The sequence below is a fragment of the Exiguobacterium sp. s7 genome, from assembly GCF_018618195.1.
GTDB lineage: Bacteria > Bacillota > Bacilli > Exiguobacteriales > Exiguobacteriaceae > Exiguobacterium > Exiguobacterium mexicanum_A.
Window position 1 is genome coordinate 115,809 of the sequence record NZ_JACSLO010000003.1, and the last position, 18,394, is coordinate 134,202.

Below are 18,394 nucleotides of genomic sequence, written 5' to 3' on the forward strand. Positions count from 1 at the left end.
GACACTTTTTTGGTTAGCGTGGGATTGTAAGCACTTGCCCGACGCTGATCAAGCTGACGTTCGTAATATTGTTGGCGGCTGCAATCTTAGCGACAGTCGTGTTATACATCGTCGCAATCTTGTAGAGCGTATCCCCTGATTTTACCGTGTATTTCACCGTAGTCGTCGGTGGTGTGACGGTTGTACCTGGGATGATCAGTACTTGTCCGACATAGATGGAGTTGACGTTCGTAATATTGTTGGCGGCTGCAATCTTAGCGACAGTCGTTTTGTACAAAGTGGCGATCTTATAGAGCGTGTCACCCGATTTAACCGTATACTTGACGGTCGTCGTAGGTGGAGGAGTTACAGTGGTACCCGGGATGACGAGCACTTGTCCGACATAGATGAGACTGTAGTTTGTAATTTTGTTGGCCGCGGCGAGCGCAGCGACTGTGACGTTGTAAGCTCGGGCGATGCTATAGAGCGTATCGCCTGATTTGACGGTATACGTTTTGCTGGTAGATGTGTTTTGGTAAGCGAGCAATTGCGAGACAGTGACGAACTTGTAGCCTTTCGCTTTCAACTGGGCAATCATCGTCGGCAAGGCGAGTGGTGTACCTGGAGCGCCGGCACCGGTGTGCATCAAGACGATTGAGCCTGGTTTGATGTTCGCCTGTACTTTCGTATTGATTTGGCTAGCAGTGACTCCTTTCCAGTCCACGGTATCGATGTTCCATTGAATCGTATAACCGTAGCCGGCAGCGCCGACTCCGCTCAACACGGCGCTATTGACGGCGCCGAACGGTGCCCGGAAGATTGGTTTTGTCGTTTTACCAGTAATGGATTTGATTTTTGCTTCCGTCCGATCAAGTTCTGATTTCATTTGCGTGGCGGTCAACTTTGTAAAGTCTGGATGGGTATACGAATGGTTACCGAGTTGGTGACCTTTAGCTGCGATGTTTTTAATGTATTGAGGATGGTTATTGGCGCCTGATCCAGTCAAAAAGAAAGTGGCTTTGACATTGTTCTTGGCAAGTATGTCCAAAATCTTATTCGTATTCGCACCATCCGCCCCGTCATCGAACGTCAACGCGACAACTTTACTCGTCGTATTCACGCTCGTAATGAATTTCGAAGCGGCGGCGTCAGCCGATTTTGGATAAGCGACTAACGGTGCCAACATGATCAACAAGGCCATCAACACACGTACAAACTTGCTCTTCATTTTGGTTTCGCCTCCATTCTTGGGTGTATGTATCTTGATGTTAAGGCTTTCCATATATTGAGCTGTGTATATATTTTATATACCCCCTTTTAGTGGTAAACATCGTCTAACCCTAAAAATAGGGAAAGGAATTTTTGGATAATGACTCTCAATATTTGTGTTCAATTTATGAGCGACAAACGTGCCAAATATCACACAATCCTCACACATTTCCTAAAAAAGGGTGCTATCATGAACAATGTGTGAAGAATGTAAGCGATTGAATAGGGGGATTCAACATGAGCAAATCAATGAAACGGTTCGGGGTGGCATTTGGTCTCGTCGGTCTGTTCGTCCTTGGGGCGTGCGGAGCCGATGAAACGGCCAGTGGTACGGAGACGGTGCAGTCGATGGAACCGGTAGAAGCAGAATTAAACGTTCCGGCCACGGCGGACAAAGACGAGACGGTCACGTTGGCGGTTCGCGTCACACAAGACGGTGAAGCGGTCGATGATGCCGACGAGATTAAGTTCGAGGTCTGGAAAAATGGCGCCAAGGAAGAGAGTGAGATGACGAAAGCGTCGCTCACAGAAGATGGAGTCTACGAGGCGGAGACGACGTTTGTCGAAGAAGCAGTTTACACGGTGCAAGTCCATGTGACGGCCCGTTCGATGCATACGATGCCGACGACGAACGTTACGGTTGGCCATCCGGAGACGGCGGCCGAGGCTGAAGCTGAAGCTGAGCAAGACCATCACAACCACGCGGGAGCAGACATTGTCCTTGATCCGACTCAAGCTGTCGCCAATGAAGTCCAACCGTTCACAGTCAACGTCGAAATTGAGCATGAGGCGTTGACGGGTGCGGACGTCCAACTCGAAGTGTTCAAAGACGGAGCGGACAAGCACGACTGGGTGAAGCTTGATGAAACGGAAGACGGAAGCTATGCAGGTGAGCATACATTCAAAGAGTCAGGCATATACAACGTTCAAGTCCATGTGACGAAAGGACACGACATCCATGAACACATCATGGAGACGGTCGAGGTCAAATAAAAAAACGATCGGCCGCGGCCGATCGTTTTTTTCTTATGCGTTCTGATAGAGTGACTCGACTTGCTGTTGAAGCGATTCGTTCTCGAGGAACTCGTCGTACGTCGCTTCTTTGTCGACAATCCCGTTCGGCGTCACTTCGATGATGCGCGTGGCAATCGTCGAGATGAGCTGATGGTCATGCGAGCTGAAGAGGAGGACGCCTTTGAACGTTTCGAGACCGTTGTTGAGCGCTGTGATCGACTCGAGATCCAAGTGGTTCGTCGGATCGTCGAGGACGAGGACGTTCGAGTTCGAGAGCATCATTTTCGAGAGCATGCAACGCACTTTCTCTCCCCCTGAGAGGACAGATGCTTTCTTCATGACTTCTTCGCCTGAGAAGAGCATACGTCCGAGGAAACCGCGAAGGAACGTATCCGACTCGTCGGCTGGTGAGAACTGGCGTAACCAATCCAAGATGCTCTTATCCGAGCCTTCGAAGTATTCCGAGTTGTCTTTCGGGAAGTACGACTGTGTCGTCGTCACGCCCCATTTGACCGTACCCGTGTCCGGTTCCATCTCGCCCATGATGATTTTGAAGAGAGTCGTAATGGCAACGTCCGAACGGCCGACGAATGCGACTTTGTCCGTCTTGTTGAGTGAGAACGTGACGTTGTCGAGTACTTTGACGCCATCGATCGTCTTCGAGACGTTGTCGACGTAGAGCACGTCGTTCCCGATTTCACGTTCCATCGAGAAACCGACGAACGGATAGCGACGTGATGATGGACGGATATCGTCGAGCGTGATTTTATCGAGCAACTTCTTACGCGACGTCGCTTGACGCGCCTTCGAGGCGTTCGAGCTGAAACGGGCGATGAAGTTTTGAAGTTCTTTGATTTTCTCTTCTTTTTTCTTGTTCTGGTCGTTGGCCATACGCGAAGCGAGTTGGCTCGACTCGTACCAGAAGTCGTAGTTCCCGACGTACAATTGGATCTTCCCGAAATCAAGGTCGGCCATGTGCGTACAGACTTTGTTCAAGAAGTGACGGTCGTGGGATACGACGATGACGGTATTCTCGAAGTTGATCAAGAACTCTTCGAGCCATTGGATCGCTTTGAGGTCAAGACCGTTCGTCGGCTCATCGAGGAGAAGAATGTCAGGTTTGCCAAACAATGCTTGAGCAAGGAGGACTTTGACTTTCTCGCCACCTGTGAGCTCGCTCATGAGCTTGTGGTGTGATGCATCCGTGATCCCTAGTCCTTGAAGGACCATGGCAGCTTCTGATTCGGCTTCCCAACCGTTCATCTCAGCGAATTCGCCTTCGAGTTCAGCAGCGCGCATACCATCTTCGTCAGAGAAATCTTCCTTCATATAGATGGCGTCTTTCTCTTTCATGACTTGATACAAACGCTCGTGGCCCATGATGACCGTCTCGAGTACCGCTTGATCTTCGTACGCATAATGGTCCTGCTTGAGGACGGCGAGGCGTTCGCCAGGTGAAAAGCTGACGTCACCTGTTGTCGTTTCTTGCTCACCGGCAAGAATTTTTAAGAATGTCGACTTCCCGGCACCGTTCGCGCCGATCAAGCCGTAGCAGTTGCCTGGTGTGAACTTGATGTTCACGTCTTCGAACAACTTGCGTCCACCGAATTGGAGACTTACGTTATTTACTGTAATCATGTATAGGATCCCTCGTTTTTCTGATTAGTTTACGACGTGTATTGTATCACGTTTTTTGAAAACGCGCAGTCGTGGGTAAAAATGAAACAAACAGCAGCCTGATTCGTATAGAGAAGAAAGGGGGAATCAGCCATGAAAACAACACTCTCGCTGAAAGAAGCGTGGTCAAACTACTACAGCCGAGATTTCTTCCGGCTCTGGGTCATCTTCCTCGTGACGGGCATCGGGTCGTATTTTCTATTCAGGGCCGTCATCGCCCCTGAACAAGTGGACGAAATTTTAGCTCAGCTCGGCGAATCATTTGAATCACAAGGATTGACGTTCGATTCGAGCGCACGCGAGACGATGATCGCCCTATTCGTGAACAATACGCGCGTCACGTTGCTCGCTTTCCTGCTCGGGATGATCCCGCTCTTCATCCCGTATGTGTTCGTCGTCATCAACGCCGCGGTCATCGGCCTGGTCGCCATGCTTGTTGGGTTTGCCGGCGAGTCCGTGATCCGGGTCATCGTGCTCGGCATTTTGCCCCACGGCATCACCGAAATCTCGGCTATCTTGCTCGGAGCGGCGATGGGGTTGTCGCTTAACCGTTACATCTGGAAAAAACTACGCGGGAAAGAGACCGACGTCACGTTCAAGGCGCTGTTCGTGGCAGGCGTGAAGACATTTCTCGTCATCGCAGTTCCGCTCCTCGTCATCTCTGCGATCATCGAGGCGTACGTGACCCCACTGTTATTACAGTAAAAAAGCCATCGCTGATGGCTTTTTTACTTGAAATGAGGCGTCGTCTCGACACAGTGGGTTAAACGAATCCCTTCCGTAGACACCTCGCCATTCACTTGCCAGATTTCAAGTCCGTCCGCGATTGCGTCGCGAATCAGCTGCCGAATTCGTAAGTCGTGTTTCCGATTCGAGTTGCCGGTGAAGATGGGCGCATCATATAAGAAAACATACAGCAAGACGGCCCGACCAGTTTTCGGCAACGTCGCAATGAGTGTCTCGAGATGTCGAATCAACCGTTCGGTCTCGATTGGTCTCGTCACCGCACGCCGTTCAAAGCGGGGGAGAGGCGTTACGAACAACTCGGCTAGAGGTGCTTTCACTTCGATATAAGTGCCATCGACTTTAAAGTCGATTCGTGACGCATCGACGACTTTCTCTCGTTCCACATGTCTCGGAGAAGGAAAAGCTGAAATCACGTTCGTCCGCAACCAATGTTCGACGAAATCGTTGACGCGGCCTTGATGAATTCCAATCCATTGTCGGTCCGCGTCAATCGAGATGGCCTCCACCGTGAAGGCGGTGTTCCGTCGCGGGTCGTCCGTCGCTGAGACGAGGCAAGGAACCCCGTCAAAGACGAGGTCACCGATGCGGCCTGTGACCGGACAGTGGCAGGCGACGACAGTGTCATCGAGCAATACGTCCATCACGAACCGGTTACGTCGTCTTAAGATGATTCCTTCCTGCAGGTCTTGTGCGAAGCGATACATCGTCAGTCGACGCGTGTGACCGTCGTGTCGAGCTCGAACGTGACGTTGCCGGCTAAGGCGCGTGAAATCATACAGCCATCTTTCGCTTTTTTAGCAATCCGTTCGACGAGCGTGATGTCACGGTCTGTAAACGCGACTGGCACATTGATGCGAGTCGTGTAACGAATCGTCTCATACGTGAAGACACCGTTCGTCACGTCGACGATGCCTTCGGCGTCGATCGTGATGCCTTGATGTGACAGGTCACTCCGTCCAAGCATGGCCGCAAGTGTGATGATATAGCAGGTCGCCGCAGCACCGAGCAACATCTCATCCGGGTTCGTGCCGATGCCGGGTCCGTCCATTTCCGGGGGAATCGAGATCTGTGTCTTTAACCGTTCGGCCTCGATCGTTCCGACGTCGTTGCGTCCGCCGGTCCAGTCGAGGTTCATTTGAAACGTATGCTTCATAAAAAATCGCCTCCAATGTCTCTATTCTAGAAGAGAACGATTGGAGGCGCATGTGTTATGCTCGCGCGCGTTCAGCGAACGTACGGAGCGTCTGGATGATGACGTGGGTCGCTTTTTCCATGTTGTTGACGGAGACGTACTCGAACTTGCCGTGATAGTTCTCGCCACCCGTGAAGATGTTCGGGGTCGGGAGTCCCATATACGACAGTTGCGAACCGTCCGTCCCGCCGCGAATCGGTTCGATTTTCGGTTCGATGCCTAGTTCGCGCATGACGTCGGCGACGGTGTCGACGATGTGTTTTACCGGCTCGATTTTCTCGGCCATGTTGTAATATTGATCGTCCATTTTCAAGTCGATACGCGCTTCGCCGTACTTCTGTTTCCATTCGACGACGAGCTTTTCAAGCAACGCTTTGCGCGCCTCAAACTTTGTGCGGTCGTGGTCGCGGATAATGTATTGCAGCGTCGTCGTCTCCACGTCGCCAGAGAAGCCGTTCAGATGGAAGAAGCCTTCATAGTCGCTCGTATGTTCCGGTGCCTCATCGGCCGGGAGGCGGTTGTGGAACGCCATCGCCAATTTCATCGAGTTGACCATCTTGTTTTTGGCGCTGCCCGGGTGCACGTTCGTCCCATGGAACGTGACCGTGGCGCCGGCAGCGTTGAAGCTCTCGTATTGCAGTTCACCGAGCGGGCCGCCGTCCATCGTATAGGCGAAATCGGCGTTGAAGCGGGCGACGTCGAACTTATGTGGTCCGCGTCCAATCTCTTCGTCCGGTGTGAAGGCGATTCGCACCGGGCCATGCGGGATTTCCGGATGGGCCAATAAGTATTCGACCGCAGTGACGATCTCGGCCATGCCGGCTTTGTCGTCGGCACCGAGCAGCGTCGTGCCGTCTGTCGTGATGAGTGTATGTCCGACGTAGCCATCGAGCTCCGGGAAGTCACGCGGCGACAAGATGACTTGGAGCGCCTCGTTCAAGACGATATCGCCGCCCTCGTAATGTGCGACGAGTTGCGGGTTGACGTTCGTCCCGGTGAAGTCGGTCGCCGTATCGACGTGGGCGAGCAGGCCGATCGTCGGTACGTCATGGTCGACGTTACTCGGAAGGGTGGCGAACAAGTAGCCATAGTCATCCGTCTCGACGTCCTCGAGTCCAATCGCTTTTAACTCAGCCTCGAGATGGCGAATCAAATCCCATTGTTTCGCTGTCGACGGTGTCGTCTCACTCGTGAAGTCGGACTGTGTATCAATTTTTGCATACGTGATTAAACGTTCAATTAATTTCGATTGCATGGTCTGCCTCCTCTAATCAATCTGTTCTCGTTTAGTGTAGCATGAGAGCCGTTTTGAGAAGTATCGAAATTGTTTGAAAATAAAAAGAGAGGCGCAAGGCCTCTACTTTTACTCAATTTGTATGAAACAAGGGTGCTGGCCTTTTTTAAAGAAGGAACGGCAGGAGAAACGGCAACAAAAACGACGTGAAGATGGCGGACAGGCCCATCGCCGCGCCCCCGGTGGCCCCTGAGAGCGGATGTTCTGTCGCGGCTTGAGCCGTGCCGATGCCGTGGCTGATCGTTCCGAGTGCGAGTCCTCGCGTGAACGGATCAGTCACTTTGAAAAGCGACAACATTAGCGGACCGAACATGGCACCGAGTATGCCACAGGCGACAGTGATGGAGGCAGCAAGCGCCGCGTCTCCTTGGAGCTGTTTTGCCAGTTCGAGTGCAATCGGAGCAGTGACGGATTTGACCGCTAGCCCGATGAGCACTTGGTCCGTCAGTTTGAGCGCCGTTCCGATCATGACTGCGACGATGATCGTCGAGACGGTACCGGCAACGATTGCACTGAGGGCACGTCTCGCGCGTGCGAGTAGCGTCGGCAAGTTGCGGTACAACGGCAGACCGAGGGCGACGGTCGCCGGGCCGAGTAAAATCGTGATCAAATCTTTGGCCGGTTCATACACGTCGTACGGTTGTTCAAAGAGAAGGAGGATCACAATCAAAATAGTTGTGCTCAAGAAGACGACGTTCGTGAACGGAGACGCCCATTTAAATGATAGTTTTCGGCTGATGAGATAGACACCAACTGTGACGAGTACCCAAAATAATGTCATGACGCTTCACCTCGTCTTCCGGAGATGATGGCGGTCACGATGAGCCCCACACTTAGACTGATCATCAAGGCGAGAAAGAGCGGAATCCCTTCTGCTTTTAATAGATTACTATAAGACATGAGACCGACCGCAATCGGGATGAAGAAGAAAGCGAGATGTTTCGTGAGGAAGCCGGCACTGTCCTCGATCCATTCGACTCGGATGATTTTTGTCATAAGTAATATCAACAACAGCATCATCCCGACGACGTTCCCAGGCACTTTCCATTCTAAAGTGGCGACGATCCAATTGCCGAGCGCGCTTAACCCGAATAAGAGCGAAAGGCCGATCATCCATTTGATAAAGAGTTGCATGTATACCATCCTTTCGCGAATACGTTCAAAACGTAAGAATTTTCTCAGATTTATTTGTACAGGTCAAGGTTAGGCAATCATCAAAAAGTGAAGTTCTTCTCTCCAAAGAGGTTTTATAAAAGCACGGAAAGCCGTGTGGAACACATCAAGAATGACCGAATCGAAAAGAGAGTCGACCCTGTGCGGGCGACTCTCTTTTGAATTACGCTTCTTTTTTCTTACGGAACCGTGCGAAGAACTCATACACGATTGGAACGATGAGGAGCGTCAATAGCGTTGAACTTGTCAATCCACCGATGACGGTCACACCGAGACCTTTCGAAATCAAAGCGCCACCTTCAAGACCGAGCGCGAGCGGTGCGAGGGCACCAATCGTCGCGAGTGCCGTCATGAGGATTGGGCGGAGGCGCGTACCGGCTGCCTCGAGCAAGGCATCACGCGTCGAGAGACCAGCTTCTTCTTTATGAATAACACGGTCAATCAAGACGATGGCGTTCGTCACAACGATCCCAATCAACATGAGCGCTCCAATCAAGGCAGATACCGAGATCGTCTCGCCAGTTATGAGAAGGGCGACAAGTCCCCCGATAATCGCGTAAGGGAGCGAGAATAGGACGACGAACGGTGTAACGGCACCGCCGAACGTGATGACGAGCACCAAGTAGACGATGGCAACGGCTGCGAGCATGGCGAGACCGAGCTGAGTGAACGATTCTTGAATCTGTTCCGTGACACCGCCGACATCATACGAGACGCCAGTCGGGAGCTCGATGTCAGACACACGTTCTTCGATGGCCGCCGAAGCTTCCGTCGCTTTGTCCGTGCTGAGCTCGACGTTGACGCGAGCGAGGAGCTTGCCGTCACGCTGGACGAGCGTATCCGGTGTCGTGCCTTCCTCGACTTCGATGAAGTCTGAGATTGGACGTGGTCCGAACGGCGTCGTCACTTCTTGTTCCTGCAAATCGTCAATGCTGTCGTACGTGACTTGTTCTGTCGGAATGATGACGTCGAGTTGCTTGTCATCAATCGTCACGGTCGAGAGCGGACTTTCTTGCGCTTGGAACTGTCCAATCGTCTGGGCGAGCTGAGCGGCCGATACACCTGCCTCAGCAGCTGCTTGCTGGTCGACGTTGAACGTGTACTGGACGTATGATTCACGAAGATCAGACGTCGCTTGACGGACGTAATCTGTCTCTTCTTCAATCGTCTCAATGAACGTCGGAACGATGGCTTCGAGGTCTTCGAGTGAGTTGGCGTAGACGTTGTACGTCACGCCGCTCGTTCCGGCACCGCCGGCGAAGTCTTGTTCTTTCCATTCACCGCCAGAGGCGAGTTCGTTCAAGCGTTCGACGTCGGCGATTTTGACATCGGCGAAATCTTCCGTGTCCGGATCGTACTGGACGATGAAAATTCCTTGTTTGTTGTTTCCTGGGTTAAGCGGGTTCTCGCCACCGACCGTGAATTGAACATCGGTCGCGTCCGCTTGCTCTTCCATGAAATACGTCTCGGCGATTTCGGCCGCCGCAATCGAGTCGTCAAGCGTTTGTCCCGGCTCTGGGTCGAACGTGACGTAAAGCGTCTTCTCAGATTCTTGGTTCAAGAAGTTGACCCCGATGGCTGGGACGAGGGCGAAACTTCCGATTAAAAGAACGGTAGCCAGGCCGAAGACGACGAGTTTATGGTTGAGCGACCAGTTGAGGACGCCGCGATACCATTCGGCGAGTTTCCCTGGTCCTTCTTCCGGCTTCAACTTGTCACGGTTCTTAAAGAACGAGTCGGCCATCATCGGCACGACCGTGATCGCGACGAGAAGTGATGCGAGCAAAGCGAAGACGACGGTCAAGGCGAACGGTAAGAACAGCTCGCCGACGAATCCGGTGACGAACCCGAGCGGCAAGAAGACGGCAATCGTAACGATTGTCGACGACGCGATCGGAATGAACACTTCTTTCGTCGCGGCGATAATCAGTTCTTTGCCGCGCAACGTCTCGTTCGGACGGGTGAGGCGACGGTAAATGTTCTCAATGACGACGATGGAGTCATCGACGACCCGTCCGATGGCGACGGTCATCGCGCCGAGCGTCATGATGTTGAGCGTGATGTCGAGCTGTTTCAAGACGATCAACGCCATCAAGAGCGAGAGCGGGATGGAGATGACCGCAATAATCGTCGAGCGGAAGTTACGAAGGAACACGAGAATAATCAAAATGGCGAATAGACCACCGAGTAACGCTTTCGAGACCATCGTCTCGACCGATTCTTCAATCGGTTGACCTTGGTCGAGCGTGACGGAGACGTTGGCCGTGTCATAGTCGGCTTCGAAGTCGGCGAGCACCTCTTTGACGGCGTTGACGACGTCGACGGTGTTCGCGTCTTGTGTTTTCGTCACTTGAATCCCGATTGAACGTTCTCCGTTTGAGCGCGAAATCGATTCCTCGATGCCACGGTCTTCAATCGTCGCGAGTTCGCTCAAAGCGACGGTCGGGACGGTTGTCGGGATATTGGCAGGTGGGACGGCACCTGGTACTTCAGTCGGGACTTGTGGGGTCTCGCCAGTCGGAAGTTCCGTTGGCGCACCTGGCACCGGCTGTTCCGTTTGTGCGGGTGAGTACGGAATTTGGAGGTCGCGGAACGCCTCGAGCGTCTCCGACTTCCCGTCGATGACGACGGCTTGCTCCGTATCACCAAGTTCATACAGGCCGAGCGCGATGCGGGCGTCGTTCGCTTGAATCAACTGTTTGACCGTGTCTTCCGTCAAGTTGTATTCGGCGAGTGCCTCCGCATCGAACTGAAGCTCGACGCGACGAATCTCTTGTCCGGCGATTTGGACGGTCTGAGCGCCTTCGACGCCTTCAAGGGCCGGCTGCAACTCATCTTCGACCAATTTCGTCAATTCGGCCAAATCGAGGCTCTCATCTGAGACGGCTGCACCAACGACAGGGAACGCGTCAAAGCTGAGTCGTGATACTTGTGGGTCTTGAACGGCTTCTGGCAATTCGACGTTGCTGAGCGCGTCTTTGACGAGCTGTTCAGCTTCTTCCATATCAGTGCTGAAGTCATAATCGATTTGAATGTTTGAAGCGTTCTGGAACGAAGACGAACGAACTTGTTCGACCCCGTTCAAGCTCTTCAAGCGCTCTTCGAGCACGGTGCTGACTTCGTCGAGCACTTGTTCAGGTGAGGCTCCTGGGTAAATCGTCGTCACCGAGACGGTCGGTGTCGTGATATCAGGCAATGTTTCTAGTTTCATCGTCAAGCCGGCGAAAATTCCGGCGGCCGTCAAGATGATGGTCATCAACCAGACGGCGAACTTGTTATTGACGGAGAAGGACGTGATTTTTTGCATGGGGTTCATTTCTCCTCTAATAGATTAGTCTGTTTTACCCGAATCGATGTTCTGGGCTCGCTCGATCAAGCGAGCGATAATGTCTTGTTTTAAAGCAGGTGGGGCGACGCCGACATTGAAGTGCTCGGACATCATCATTCCTTCGAGCGCATAGCGGATGATCATCGTCTCCACTGGATCGCTCGTCTGTTGAAACTGTGCGAAGAACGTGTCGAGGTCGTGTTTCCACCGCTCTGCGTACTCTTGGTCGACGGCGAACAATGTGAGGAACGCAATCATCTTTTCGGCGTCGATGTGGATGGCTGAGCGCTCCGGATGAAGTTTCGTCTCGTCAAAGAGACGCACGAACGCCTCGACAGGGCCATTGCCATCGGCTTGGAGCGATTCGTACAACTCGTTTTGCTCGGTTTGGAGCCGTTCCACGATGGCGGTCAACAACGCTTCTTTGGATGGATAGTGGTACAAGAGACCACCTTTCGAGACACCCGCCGTCTTGGCGACTTCATCCAATGTCAGGTGATGCACACCGTGCTCCATGATGATATCCGTCGCGGCATCTAACAGTTTTTGCTTGGTGATTATTGATCGGTTTGTCATGTCATCCCTCTTTTCTGTACCGACCAGACGGTTTGTTCTCTTCTACTATAGGTGCGTAGTCATTTTGAAGTCAAGAAATGATGACGTCAAAACTGTTAAGTTATGTATTTATAACTACTGTAAACGATTTCAAAAAAAGGTTGACGTGAGAATGATTATCAGTGATGATAGTAACTGAGAGTAATTATCATTACCAACAATAGAGATGAATAAGTGGGGGATAATCAAATGAACAAAAAGTACATGGCGCTCGGCCTATCGGCTGCGCTCACAACATCACTCCTGGCCGCTTGCGCGAGCACGGAAGAGACGACGTCAAATGATAACGAGACAGCAGAAGAGTCAAAAGTCGTCAACGTCTACTCGAGCCGTCACTATGACGTCGATAAAGAACTTTACAAGCAGTTCGAAGAAGAGACGGGCGTAAAAGTTAACGTCGTCGAAGGGAAAAGCGATGAGCTTCTCGAGCGTTTGAACACAGAAGGTGAGAGCACAGAAGCCGACCTCTTTATCACGGCAGACGCCGGGAACTTGTATCAAGCGAAAGACGCGGGTCATCTTCAAGCGGTCGATAGCGACGTGCTTGAGTCGAACGTCCCTGAAAAATATCGTGATACGGACAACGAGTGGTTCGGTCTCACGAAACGGGCACGTGTCATCGTCTATGCAAAAGACCGTGTGAAACCAGAAGACTTGTCAACATACGAAGCGCTCACAGAAGAACAGTGGAACGGAAAAGTGCTCGTTCGTCCGTCTGAGAACATGTACAACATCTCACTCCTCGCTTCATTCATTGAAGTGAACGGTGTCGATCAAGCGAAAGAGTGGGCGAAAGGCATGGTCAACAATATGGCGCGTGATCCACAAGGGAACGACCGTGACCAAGCGAAAGCGGTCGTCGCCGGTGAAGGGGACGTCGCCATCATGAACACATACTACATGGGTCTCATGTTGAACTCAGAAGACGCGGAAGAGAAGAAAGTGGCCGAGCAACTCGGTGTCTTCTTCCCGAACCAAGACACGACGGGGACACACGTGAACATCTCGGGGATTGCGATGACAAAAGCAGCCAAGAACTCAGAAAACGCGAAGAAACTCATGGAGTTCATGTCTGATCCGTCAGCACAAGAGCAGTTTGCGAGCGTGAACTACGAGTATCCGGTTAACGAATCGGTTGAACCGAACGAGCTCCTTCAATCATGGGGTGAGTTCAAAGAGCAGGACATCAATTTGTCTGTCCTCGGCGAAAACCAGCAAGAAGCCATCCGTATTTTCAACGAAGCGGGCTGGAAATAAGACGACTTCGGCTTGAACAGATGTTCAGGCCGAAGGTTTTTGTGTTTCATGGCACGCTGACGGTACACCGTAGGCGCGGAAACTGATATGATGGGACAGGAAGTGACTGAACGAAAGAACGGGAGTTGTACGACATGAACTGGTACGCGCTGAAACGACAACTGAATGGATGGGCCATCCTCAGCTTTATCGCGCTGGTGTTCATCGTCCTGCCAGGCGTCGTCGTCTTGGTCGAGCTGTTCGCACCGGTCAACGAGAACTGGCAACACATTCGCGAGTACTTGTTGCCGACTTATGTGCGCAATACACTGTTCATCATGCTCGCGACCGGATTGTTGACGACCGTCATCGGAACGAGCCTGGCTTGGTTCGTCACGGTGTACGACTTTCCGTTCCGTCGGTTCTTCAAATGGGCGCTCATCTTACCGCTCGCCATCCCGCCTTACATTGGGGCTTATACGTATCACGGGATTTTAAACTATACGGGCGTCATCCAGACGACGCTTCGCAACGAGTTCGGTATCACGGTCGACCAGACGTATTTCAACATCATGACGATTCAAGGGACGGTGTTCATCTTCACGCTGTTCTTGTATCCATACATCTACACGATCACGCGTGCCTTCCTGCACAATCAATCGTCCTCGATGATTGAAAACGCCCGTATCCTCGGCCGCGGCTCGTGGGATATCTTCTTCACCGTCGTCATCCCGATTTCGCGCGTCGCCATCATCGGCGGGGTCAGCCTCGTCTTGATGGAAGTGTTGAACGACTATGGCGTCGTCAAATACTTCGGGATTCAGACGTTCAGTACGGCCATCTTCAGTACGTGGTTCGGGATGAAAGATACGTCCTCAGCGCTCAAATTGGCTGGGACGCTTATGATTCTCGTCATCGCCATCTTGACGATGGAACGGCTGATCCGAGGTCGAAAACAGTTCAGCTATGCGACGACGAAAGTGAAGCCGCTCAAACCGAGACAACTGAATGGATGGCATCGATACGCCGTGTTCGGTTATGTAGCGACCATCTTCGCGGTCGCATTCTTCATTCCGTTCGTTCAACTCGTTGCTTGGACGGTATTGACGTTTGAACAAGTGTTCACAGCCGAGTTTTTCCGTCTCGTCTGGAACACGGTGAGCGTCGCCTTCATCGCGACGATGATCATTCTCGTGTTTGCGCTCATCATCGCGAACTATACGCGCCTGTTCCCGTCAAACATGACACGCGTCATCTCGAAAGTGACGACGCTCGGTTATTCAATCCCGGGAGCGGCCATCGCCATCGCCGTCATCACGTTGTTCTTGCTGCTTGATGAGTGGGTGTTGAACGTGGCGCTCGCTTTGGACTTAGGCCAGACGTTCGTGTTCAGGACGACGCTCATTATGCTCATCTTCGCCTACGTCATCCGCTTCCTCGCCATCGGCTATAACTCAATCGAGAGTGGATTTGAGAAAGTCGGGAAGTCGTTCACGGAAGCGTCACGCATGCTCGGGTGGGGGACGGTGCAGACGTTCTTCCGGGTCGATATCCCGATGATTAAAGGGGCGATCATGAGCGCGTTCATCCTCGTCTTTATCGATATTATGAAAGAGTTGCCGCTGACGCTGTTTTTACAGCCATTCAATTTTTCGACGCTCGCCACACAGGCGTTCAAATATGTCAGTGACGAGAAGATACATGAGGCCGCGCTCGCCTCGATCGTCATCGTGCTCATGAGCGGACTGTTGATCTTTGTGTTCCATAAGGTGCTTGATAAGGAGGCCGACTAATGTTTGTTCAAATCAACGATTTACACTTCAGCTATAAAGGTGCGCAAGCCGAGACGATTAAAGGATTCTCGATCTCGATCACGAAAGGTGAAATCGTCTCGCTTCTCGGTGACAGCGGTTCTGGGAAGAGTACGATTTTACGCCTCATTGCGGGACTCGAGATGCCGAATCAAGGCGTCGTCGTCGTCAACGACTGTGTCTGTTGCGACGATTGCCAGTTCATGCCGCCTGAACAGCGTGGTGTCGGGATGGTGTTCCAAGACTATGCGCTCTTCCCGCATATGACCGTTGAGAAGAACATCCGCTTCGGTCTGCATAAATTGAGCCGGAAAGAGCGGAACGAGCGCGTCGAAGAGATGTTGACGCTCGTGAACTTGTCCGAGTTCCGTCATCGCTATCCGTACGAGCTCAGCGGCGGTCAGCAACAGCGTGTCGCGCTCGCGCGTGCGCTTGCTCCGAAACCATCGCTTCTCATCTTGGATGAGCCGTTCAGCAACTTGGACACGTCGCTCCAACATCGCATTCGGGACGATTTGCGCCGCCTCCTCAAACAGACGGGTACGACGACAATCTTCGTTACCCACGATGAAGAGGACGCAGAGGCGCTCGCCGACCGTATCGTCTATCTCGGCGAAGGCAAAATCAAGAAACAAATCATGACGGAGAACAATAAGACGTTCAACCCGCAGATTCCATGTTTCGTCTAAACGAAAAAGCATGCCTCATCGAGGGATGCTTTTTTTGAAGGCGAAATCAGATACAAAGCACCCACAGATGGCGGTCTGTGGGTGCTTTGGTCATCACTTCGTCTGTGCGGAAGGACTCGACTCGTTCCCGAGTTGATCGATGGCTGTCACGTAATAAGTGGCCTGTTCGTTCGTGACTTCGATGCTCTTCCGGGCGTGCGACGGGATACTTTCGATATGCGTCGCTTCACCGTCGACGACCTCATAGACGCGATAGCCGATGACGGCGTCGTCACGGACGGCGTGCCACGTCAATAAGTTCCCGCGGAGTTCGACGCTCGTCGGTGCGTCGAGTTCGACTTCGGTATTGATCTCGGTAGCGACAAGTTCGGTATAGACGACGAAACGCTCGTCGTAACCGCCGTCACCGAACGTACCGGAACACGTGATCAAGTTCAAATGTCGACTCGACGTGGCCCCGAAGATATCCTCGATCGGTGCGTTTTTCGTATCGTAACTCTCTGTTTTTGTGACACGAAACGTCAACGTGTTGCCATTCTCGTCGATGATCGTCACGTCATCGCCTGTCTTCAGTTGATCGAGCTCATAAAAGACGGCGGGGCCGGTCTTACTGTCGACGTGTCCAGCGATGACGGCATTCCCTTTACTGCCTGGCTTGACGCCCGGCTCGAACCAACCGACTTGGTTCTCGTCTTTTGGGACGCCCATCTGTCCGTTGTCGAGTACGCCGACCTGTTCAATCGCGGTGTCGACCTTGATTTTGGGAATTTGAAGTTGGACGGGTGTCGCGGCCTTAGCACTTTCCTCTTCCTCGGCTAATCGAAGCTTTTTCACCTCTTCCTGTAGAAGTGAGAATTCAGCCGATAAATCTGGGCTCTCCTCTATTTGTTTTTCTTCTACAGGTGGTGACGACGATTCTTGGGCGCTCGTCCACGTCCAGAAGCCAAAACAAAAGAGAGAGAGCGCCAGAAACAAATGGCGCTTGTTCATGGGGCTCCCTCCTTATTGAATTATTGAACAGATTCTTTGCGGTTGCGAAGCGTTACGAAGGCGAGCAAGATTCCGCCAAGTACAGCAAGGCCAGCGTAGAGCGTGTTCATTGATTGTTCCTGTGCACCACCGAGACCTGTTTCAGGCATCTCTTCAGGCATTGTTGTTTCCGCGAACTTGTCAGGCATTTGTGTCACGATCGCGTTACCGAGTGTCTCACCAACACCGAACATGAACGCGTATCCTTCACGGAATGACATCCAAGCGGCATCCGCGTCACCAGCTACATACTGATCGAACGTTTGAAGCACGAGGGCCTCATGTTGTTTGATGGCTTCTTGGCCAGCTTCTTGTGGCAAGTTACCTTCTGTCGCTGCATCGAGGAATGTGCTGAAATCGACAGCGAACTGGTCGAGCTTCATGCGTGCTTCTTCAATTTTAGCTTCATCGCCTTCGAGTGTAGCGGCAACGATGTCACCTTGGGCTGTGATGTGGTTCCCGTTCCATACTTTTTCGAATTGGGCCGCACCTTCATCACCGTAGACTGAACCGATGGCTGCTTTGAAGTCGAGTGTGTTCTGATCTTCAGCCCAGCTCACGTAGTCGAAGTCTTCTGCTTGATCGTAGCCTTTTTGCATGCCGATTGCTGCGAGGGCGAAGTGTTCACCAGCAAGGCTGTTCAATGTTGAACGAAGCTCGACGGCCGGTGTGTCAGCAGCAGTTTCAAACTTGTCAGGCATCTGTGTAACGATTGCGCCTGAGAGGGCTTTACTGATGTCGAACATGAGCTTGTACCCTTCACGGTACGTCATGTATGCCGACTCGTAATCACCTGCGACATAGTTGTCGAATACTGAGAGAACTTGGTCTTCGTGAAGCTCAAGTACGTCAGCAGCAGCGTCTTTCGGTAAGTTACCTTCTGTTGCTGCATCAAGGAATGTTGAGAACTCTTCGACGAATTCATCGACTTCGGCTTCCGCGTCAGCGCGAAGCTCTTTGTCTTCTGATTTAGCCGCTTCAACGAAGTCAGCTGAGTAATCGTTGTGACCAGCGAAGATGTCTTCGAACTGGGCTGCGCCCTCATCTCCATAAATTGAAGCGATGGCCGGTGTCATGTCGAGTGCGTTTTGATCGAGTGCCTTCATCGCGACTTCAGCGTCTGGTGCTCCGTCGTAAGCTTTCATCATCGATGTGACGGCTAAGACATAATGCTCAGACAGTAATTGGTCGAGCGTGGCTCGTAAGTCACCTGCTGGTGTGCTTGCTGTCGGCGCGTGATCCGCTGCCTGTGCATTCAATGGTACGAGTAAGCCGAGTGCGAGTGCCGGTGCTACAATCTTGTTCATTGTTTTCTTCTTCATGGGTAATCGCTCCTTTTTT

Annotated in this window: 16 protein-coding genes; 5 read left to right on the forward strand and 11 right to left on the reverse strand. The window is 52.2% G+C overall.

Features of this window, described 5'->3' with window-relative positions; genetic code table 11:
* Positions 1-13 precede the first annotated feature (13 nt).
* Positions 14-1,207 (reverse strand): LysM peptidoglycan-binding domain-containing protein, encoded by a 1,194-nt coding sequence (locus KNP79_RS05650; protein ID WP_214823457.1) that lies wholly within the window; start codon positions 1,205-1,207, stop codon positions 14-16.
* A 278-nt stretch (positions 1,208-1,485) separates the two neighbouring features.
* Between KNP79_RS05650 and KNP79_RS05655 the strand changes: the two genes are divergently transcribed.
* A complete protein-coding gene (locus KNP79_RS05655) occupies positions 1,486-2,241 on the forward strand; it encodes a FixH family protein (RefSeq protein WP_215191513.1) in 756 nt (251 codons plus the stop codon).
* A 33-nt stretch (positions 2,242-2,274) separates the two neighbouring features.
* Here the strand turns inward: KNP79_RS05655 and KNP79_RS05660 are convergent, their stop codons facing one another.
* A complete protein-coding gene (locus KNP79_RS05660; RefSeq protein ID WP_034780623.1) occupies positions 2,275-3,900 on the reverse strand; it encodes an ABC-F family ATP-binding cassette domain-containing protein in 1,626 nt (541 codons plus the stop codon).
* A 132-nt stretch (positions 3,901-4,032) separates the two neighbouring features.
* On the opposite strand from KNP79_RS05660, the gene KNP79_RS05665 reads away from it, so the two are divergent.
* On the forward strand, positions 4,033-4,644 hold the full coding sequence (locus tag KNP79_RS05665; RefSeq protein ID WP_215191515.1) for a stage II sporulation protein M: 612 nt from the start codon (positions 4,033-4,035) through the stop codon (positions 4,642-4,644).
* A gap of 23 nt (positions 4,645-4,667) precedes the next feature.
* Here KNP79_RS05665 and KNP79_RS05670 read toward each other — a convergent pair whose 3' ends face one another.
* The 7 genes from KNP79_RS05670 to KNP79_RS05700 form a co-directional block, all read right to left on the reverse strand.
* Positions 4,668-5,390 carry a DNA/RNA nuclease SfsA gene (locus KNP79_RS05670; protein WP_084592958.1) on the reverse strand — a complete coding sequence of 241 codons (723 nt, stop codon included), beginning with the start codon at positions 5,388-5,390 and terminating at the stop codon, positions 4,668-4,670.
* Positions 5,391-5,392: 2 nt separating this feature from the next.
* Complete coding sequence (locus tag KNP79_RS05675) at positions 5,393-5,839, reverse strand: SACOL1771 family peroxiredoxin (RefSeq protein ID WP_215191516.1); 447 nt, start codon at positions 5,837-5,839, stop codon at positions 5,393-5,395.
* 55 nt (positions 5,840-5,894) lie between these two features.
* Positions 5,895-7,133 (reverse strand): peptidase T, encoded by a 1,239-nt coding sequence (gene pepT / locus KNP79_RS05680; protein ID WP_114164929.1) that lies wholly within the window; start codon positions 7,131-7,133, stop codon positions 5,895-5,897.
* A gap of 145 nt (positions 7,134-7,278) precedes the next feature.
* Complete coding sequence (locus KNP79_RS05685) at positions 7,279-7,953, reverse strand: LrgB family protein (RefSeq protein ID WP_138860118.1); 675 nt, start codon at positions 7,951-7,953, stop codon at positions 7,279-7,281.
* Positions 7,950-8,306 carry a CidA/LrgA family protein gene (locus KNP79_RS05690; RefSeq protein ID WP_034780640.1) on the reverse strand — a complete coding sequence of 119 codons (357 nt, stop codon included), beginning with the start codon at positions 8,304-8,306 and terminating at the stop codon, positions 7,950-7,952. Before KNP79_RS05690 ends, KNP79_RS05685 begins: the two co-directional genes overlap by 4 nt.
* 202 nt (positions 8,307-8,508) lie before the next feature.
* Positions 8,509-11,652: an efflux RND transporter permease subunit gene (locus KNP79_RS05695; RefSeq protein ID WP_215191518.1), complete on the reverse strand. Its 3,144-nt coding sequence runs from the start codon at positions 11,650-11,652 to the stop codon at positions 8,509-8,511.
* A 24-nt stretch (positions 11,653-11,676) separates the two neighbouring features.
* Positions 11,677-12,249 (reverse strand): TetR/AcrR family transcriptional regulator, encoded by a 573-nt coding sequence (locus KNP79_RS05700; protein ID WP_215191520.1) that lies wholly within the window; start codon positions 12,247-12,249, stop codon positions 11,677-11,679.
* 228 nt (positions 12,250-12,477) lie between these two features.
* On the opposite strand from KNP79_RS05700, the gene KNP79_RS05705 reads away from it, so the two are divergent.
* The 3 genes from KNP79_RS05705 to KNP79_RS05715 all read left to right on the forward strand — a co-directional run bounded on the left by KNP79_RS05705 (position 12,478) and on the right by KNP79_RS05715 (position 16,024).
* A complete protein-coding gene (locus tag KNP79_RS05705) occupies positions 12,478-13,545 on the forward strand; it encodes a Fe(3+) ABC transporter substrate-binding protein (protein ID WP_034780649.1) in 1,068 nt (355 codons plus the stop codon).
* Positions 13,546-13,679: 134 nt separating this feature from the next.
* Positions 13,680-15,317, forward strand: coding sequence for an ABC transporter permease (locus KNP79_RS05710; RefSeq protein WP_214754837.1), 1,638 nt, complete (start codon positions 13,680-13,682; stop codon positions 15,315-15,317).
* A complete protein-coding gene (locus KNP79_RS05715) occupies positions 15,317-16,024 on the forward strand; it encodes an ABC transporter ATP-binding protein (RefSeq protein ID WP_021068048.1) in 708 nt (235 codons plus the stop codon). The genes KNP79_RS05710 and KNP79_RS05715 overlap by 1 nt, the downstream gene beginning before the upstream one ends.
* Positions 16,025-16,117: 93 nt before the next feature.
* Here the strand turns inward: KNP79_RS05715 and KNP79_RS05720 are convergent, their stop codons facing one another.
* The gene (locus KNP79_RS05720) at positions 16,118-17,014 is read right to left on the reverse strand and encodes a class F sortase (protein ID WP_215191522.1); all 897 of its coding nucleotides are present in this window, start codon (positions 17,012-17,014) and stop codon (positions 16,118-16,120) included.
* Between the two features lie 20 nt (positions 17,015-17,034).
* Positions 17,035-18,375, reverse strand: coding sequence for a globin family protein (locus KNP79_RS05725; protein ID WP_034780656.1), 1,341 nt, complete (start codon positions 18,373-18,375; stop codon positions 17,035-17,037).
* Positions 18,376-18,394: the final 19 nt, after the last annotated feature.

Coding starts and splice junctions, on each gene's coding strand:
- KNP79_RS05650 (WP_214823457.1), bottom strand. CDS start 1,207: ATGAAGAGCAAGTTTGTACGTGTGTTGATGGCCTTGTTGATCATGTTG.
- KNP79_RS05655 (WP_215191513.1), top strand. CDS start 1,486: ATGAGCAAATCAATGAAACGGTTCGGGGTGGCATTTGGTCTCGTCGGT.
- KNP79_RS05660 (WP_034780623.1), bottom strand. CDS start 3,900: ATGATTACAGTAAATAACGTAAGTCTCCAATTCGGTGGACGCAAGTTG.
- KNP79_RS05665 (WP_215191515.1), top strand. CDS start 4,033: ATGAAAACAACACTCTCGCTGAAAGAAGCGTGGTCAAACTACTACAGC.
- KNP79_RS05670 (WP_084592958.1), bottom strand. CDS start 5,390: ATGTATCGCTTCGCACAAGACCTGCAGGAAGGAATCATCTTAAGACGA.
- KNP79_RS05675 (WP_215191516.1), bottom strand. CDS start 5,839: ATGAAGCATACGTTTCAAATGAACCTCGACTGGACCGGCGGACGCAAC.
- pepT (WP_114164929.1), bottom strand. CDS start 7,133: ATGCAATCGAAATTAATTGAACGTTTAATCACGTATGCAAAAATTGAT.
- KNP79_RS05685 (WP_138860118.1), bottom strand. CDS start 7,953: ATGACATTATTTTGGGTACTCGTCACAGTTGGTGTCTATCTCATCAGC.
- KNP79_RS05690 (WP_034780640.1), bottom strand. CDS start 8,306: ATGCAACTCTTTATCAAATGGATGATCGGCCTTTCGCTCTTATTCGGG.
- KNP79_RS05695 (WP_215191518.1), bottom strand. CDS start 11,652: ATGCAAAAAATCACGTCCTTCTCCGTCAATAACAAGTTCGCCGTCTGG.
- KNP79_RS05700 (WP_215191520.1), bottom strand. CDS start 12,249: ATGACAAACCGATCAATAATCACCAAGCAAAAACTGTTAGATGCCGCG.
- KNP79_RS05705 (WP_034780649.1), top strand. CDS start 12,478: ATGAACAAAAAGTACATGGCGCTCGGCCTATCGGCTGCGCTCACAACA.
- KNP79_RS05710 (WP_214754837.1), top strand. CDS start 13,680: ATGAACTGGTACGCGCTGAAACGACAACTGAATGGATGGGCCATCCTC.
- KNP79_RS05715 (WP_021068048.1), top strand. CDS start 15,317: ATGTTTGTTCAAATCAACGATTTACACTTCAGCTATAAAGGTGCGCAA.
- KNP79_RS05720 (WP_215191522.1), bottom strand. CDS start 17,014: ATGAACAAGCGCCATTTGTTTCTGGCGCTCTCTCTCTTTTGTTTTGGC.
- KNP79_RS05725 (WP_034780656.1), bottom strand. CDS start 18,375: ATGAAGAAGAAAACAATGAACAAGATTGTAGCACCGGCACTCGCACTC.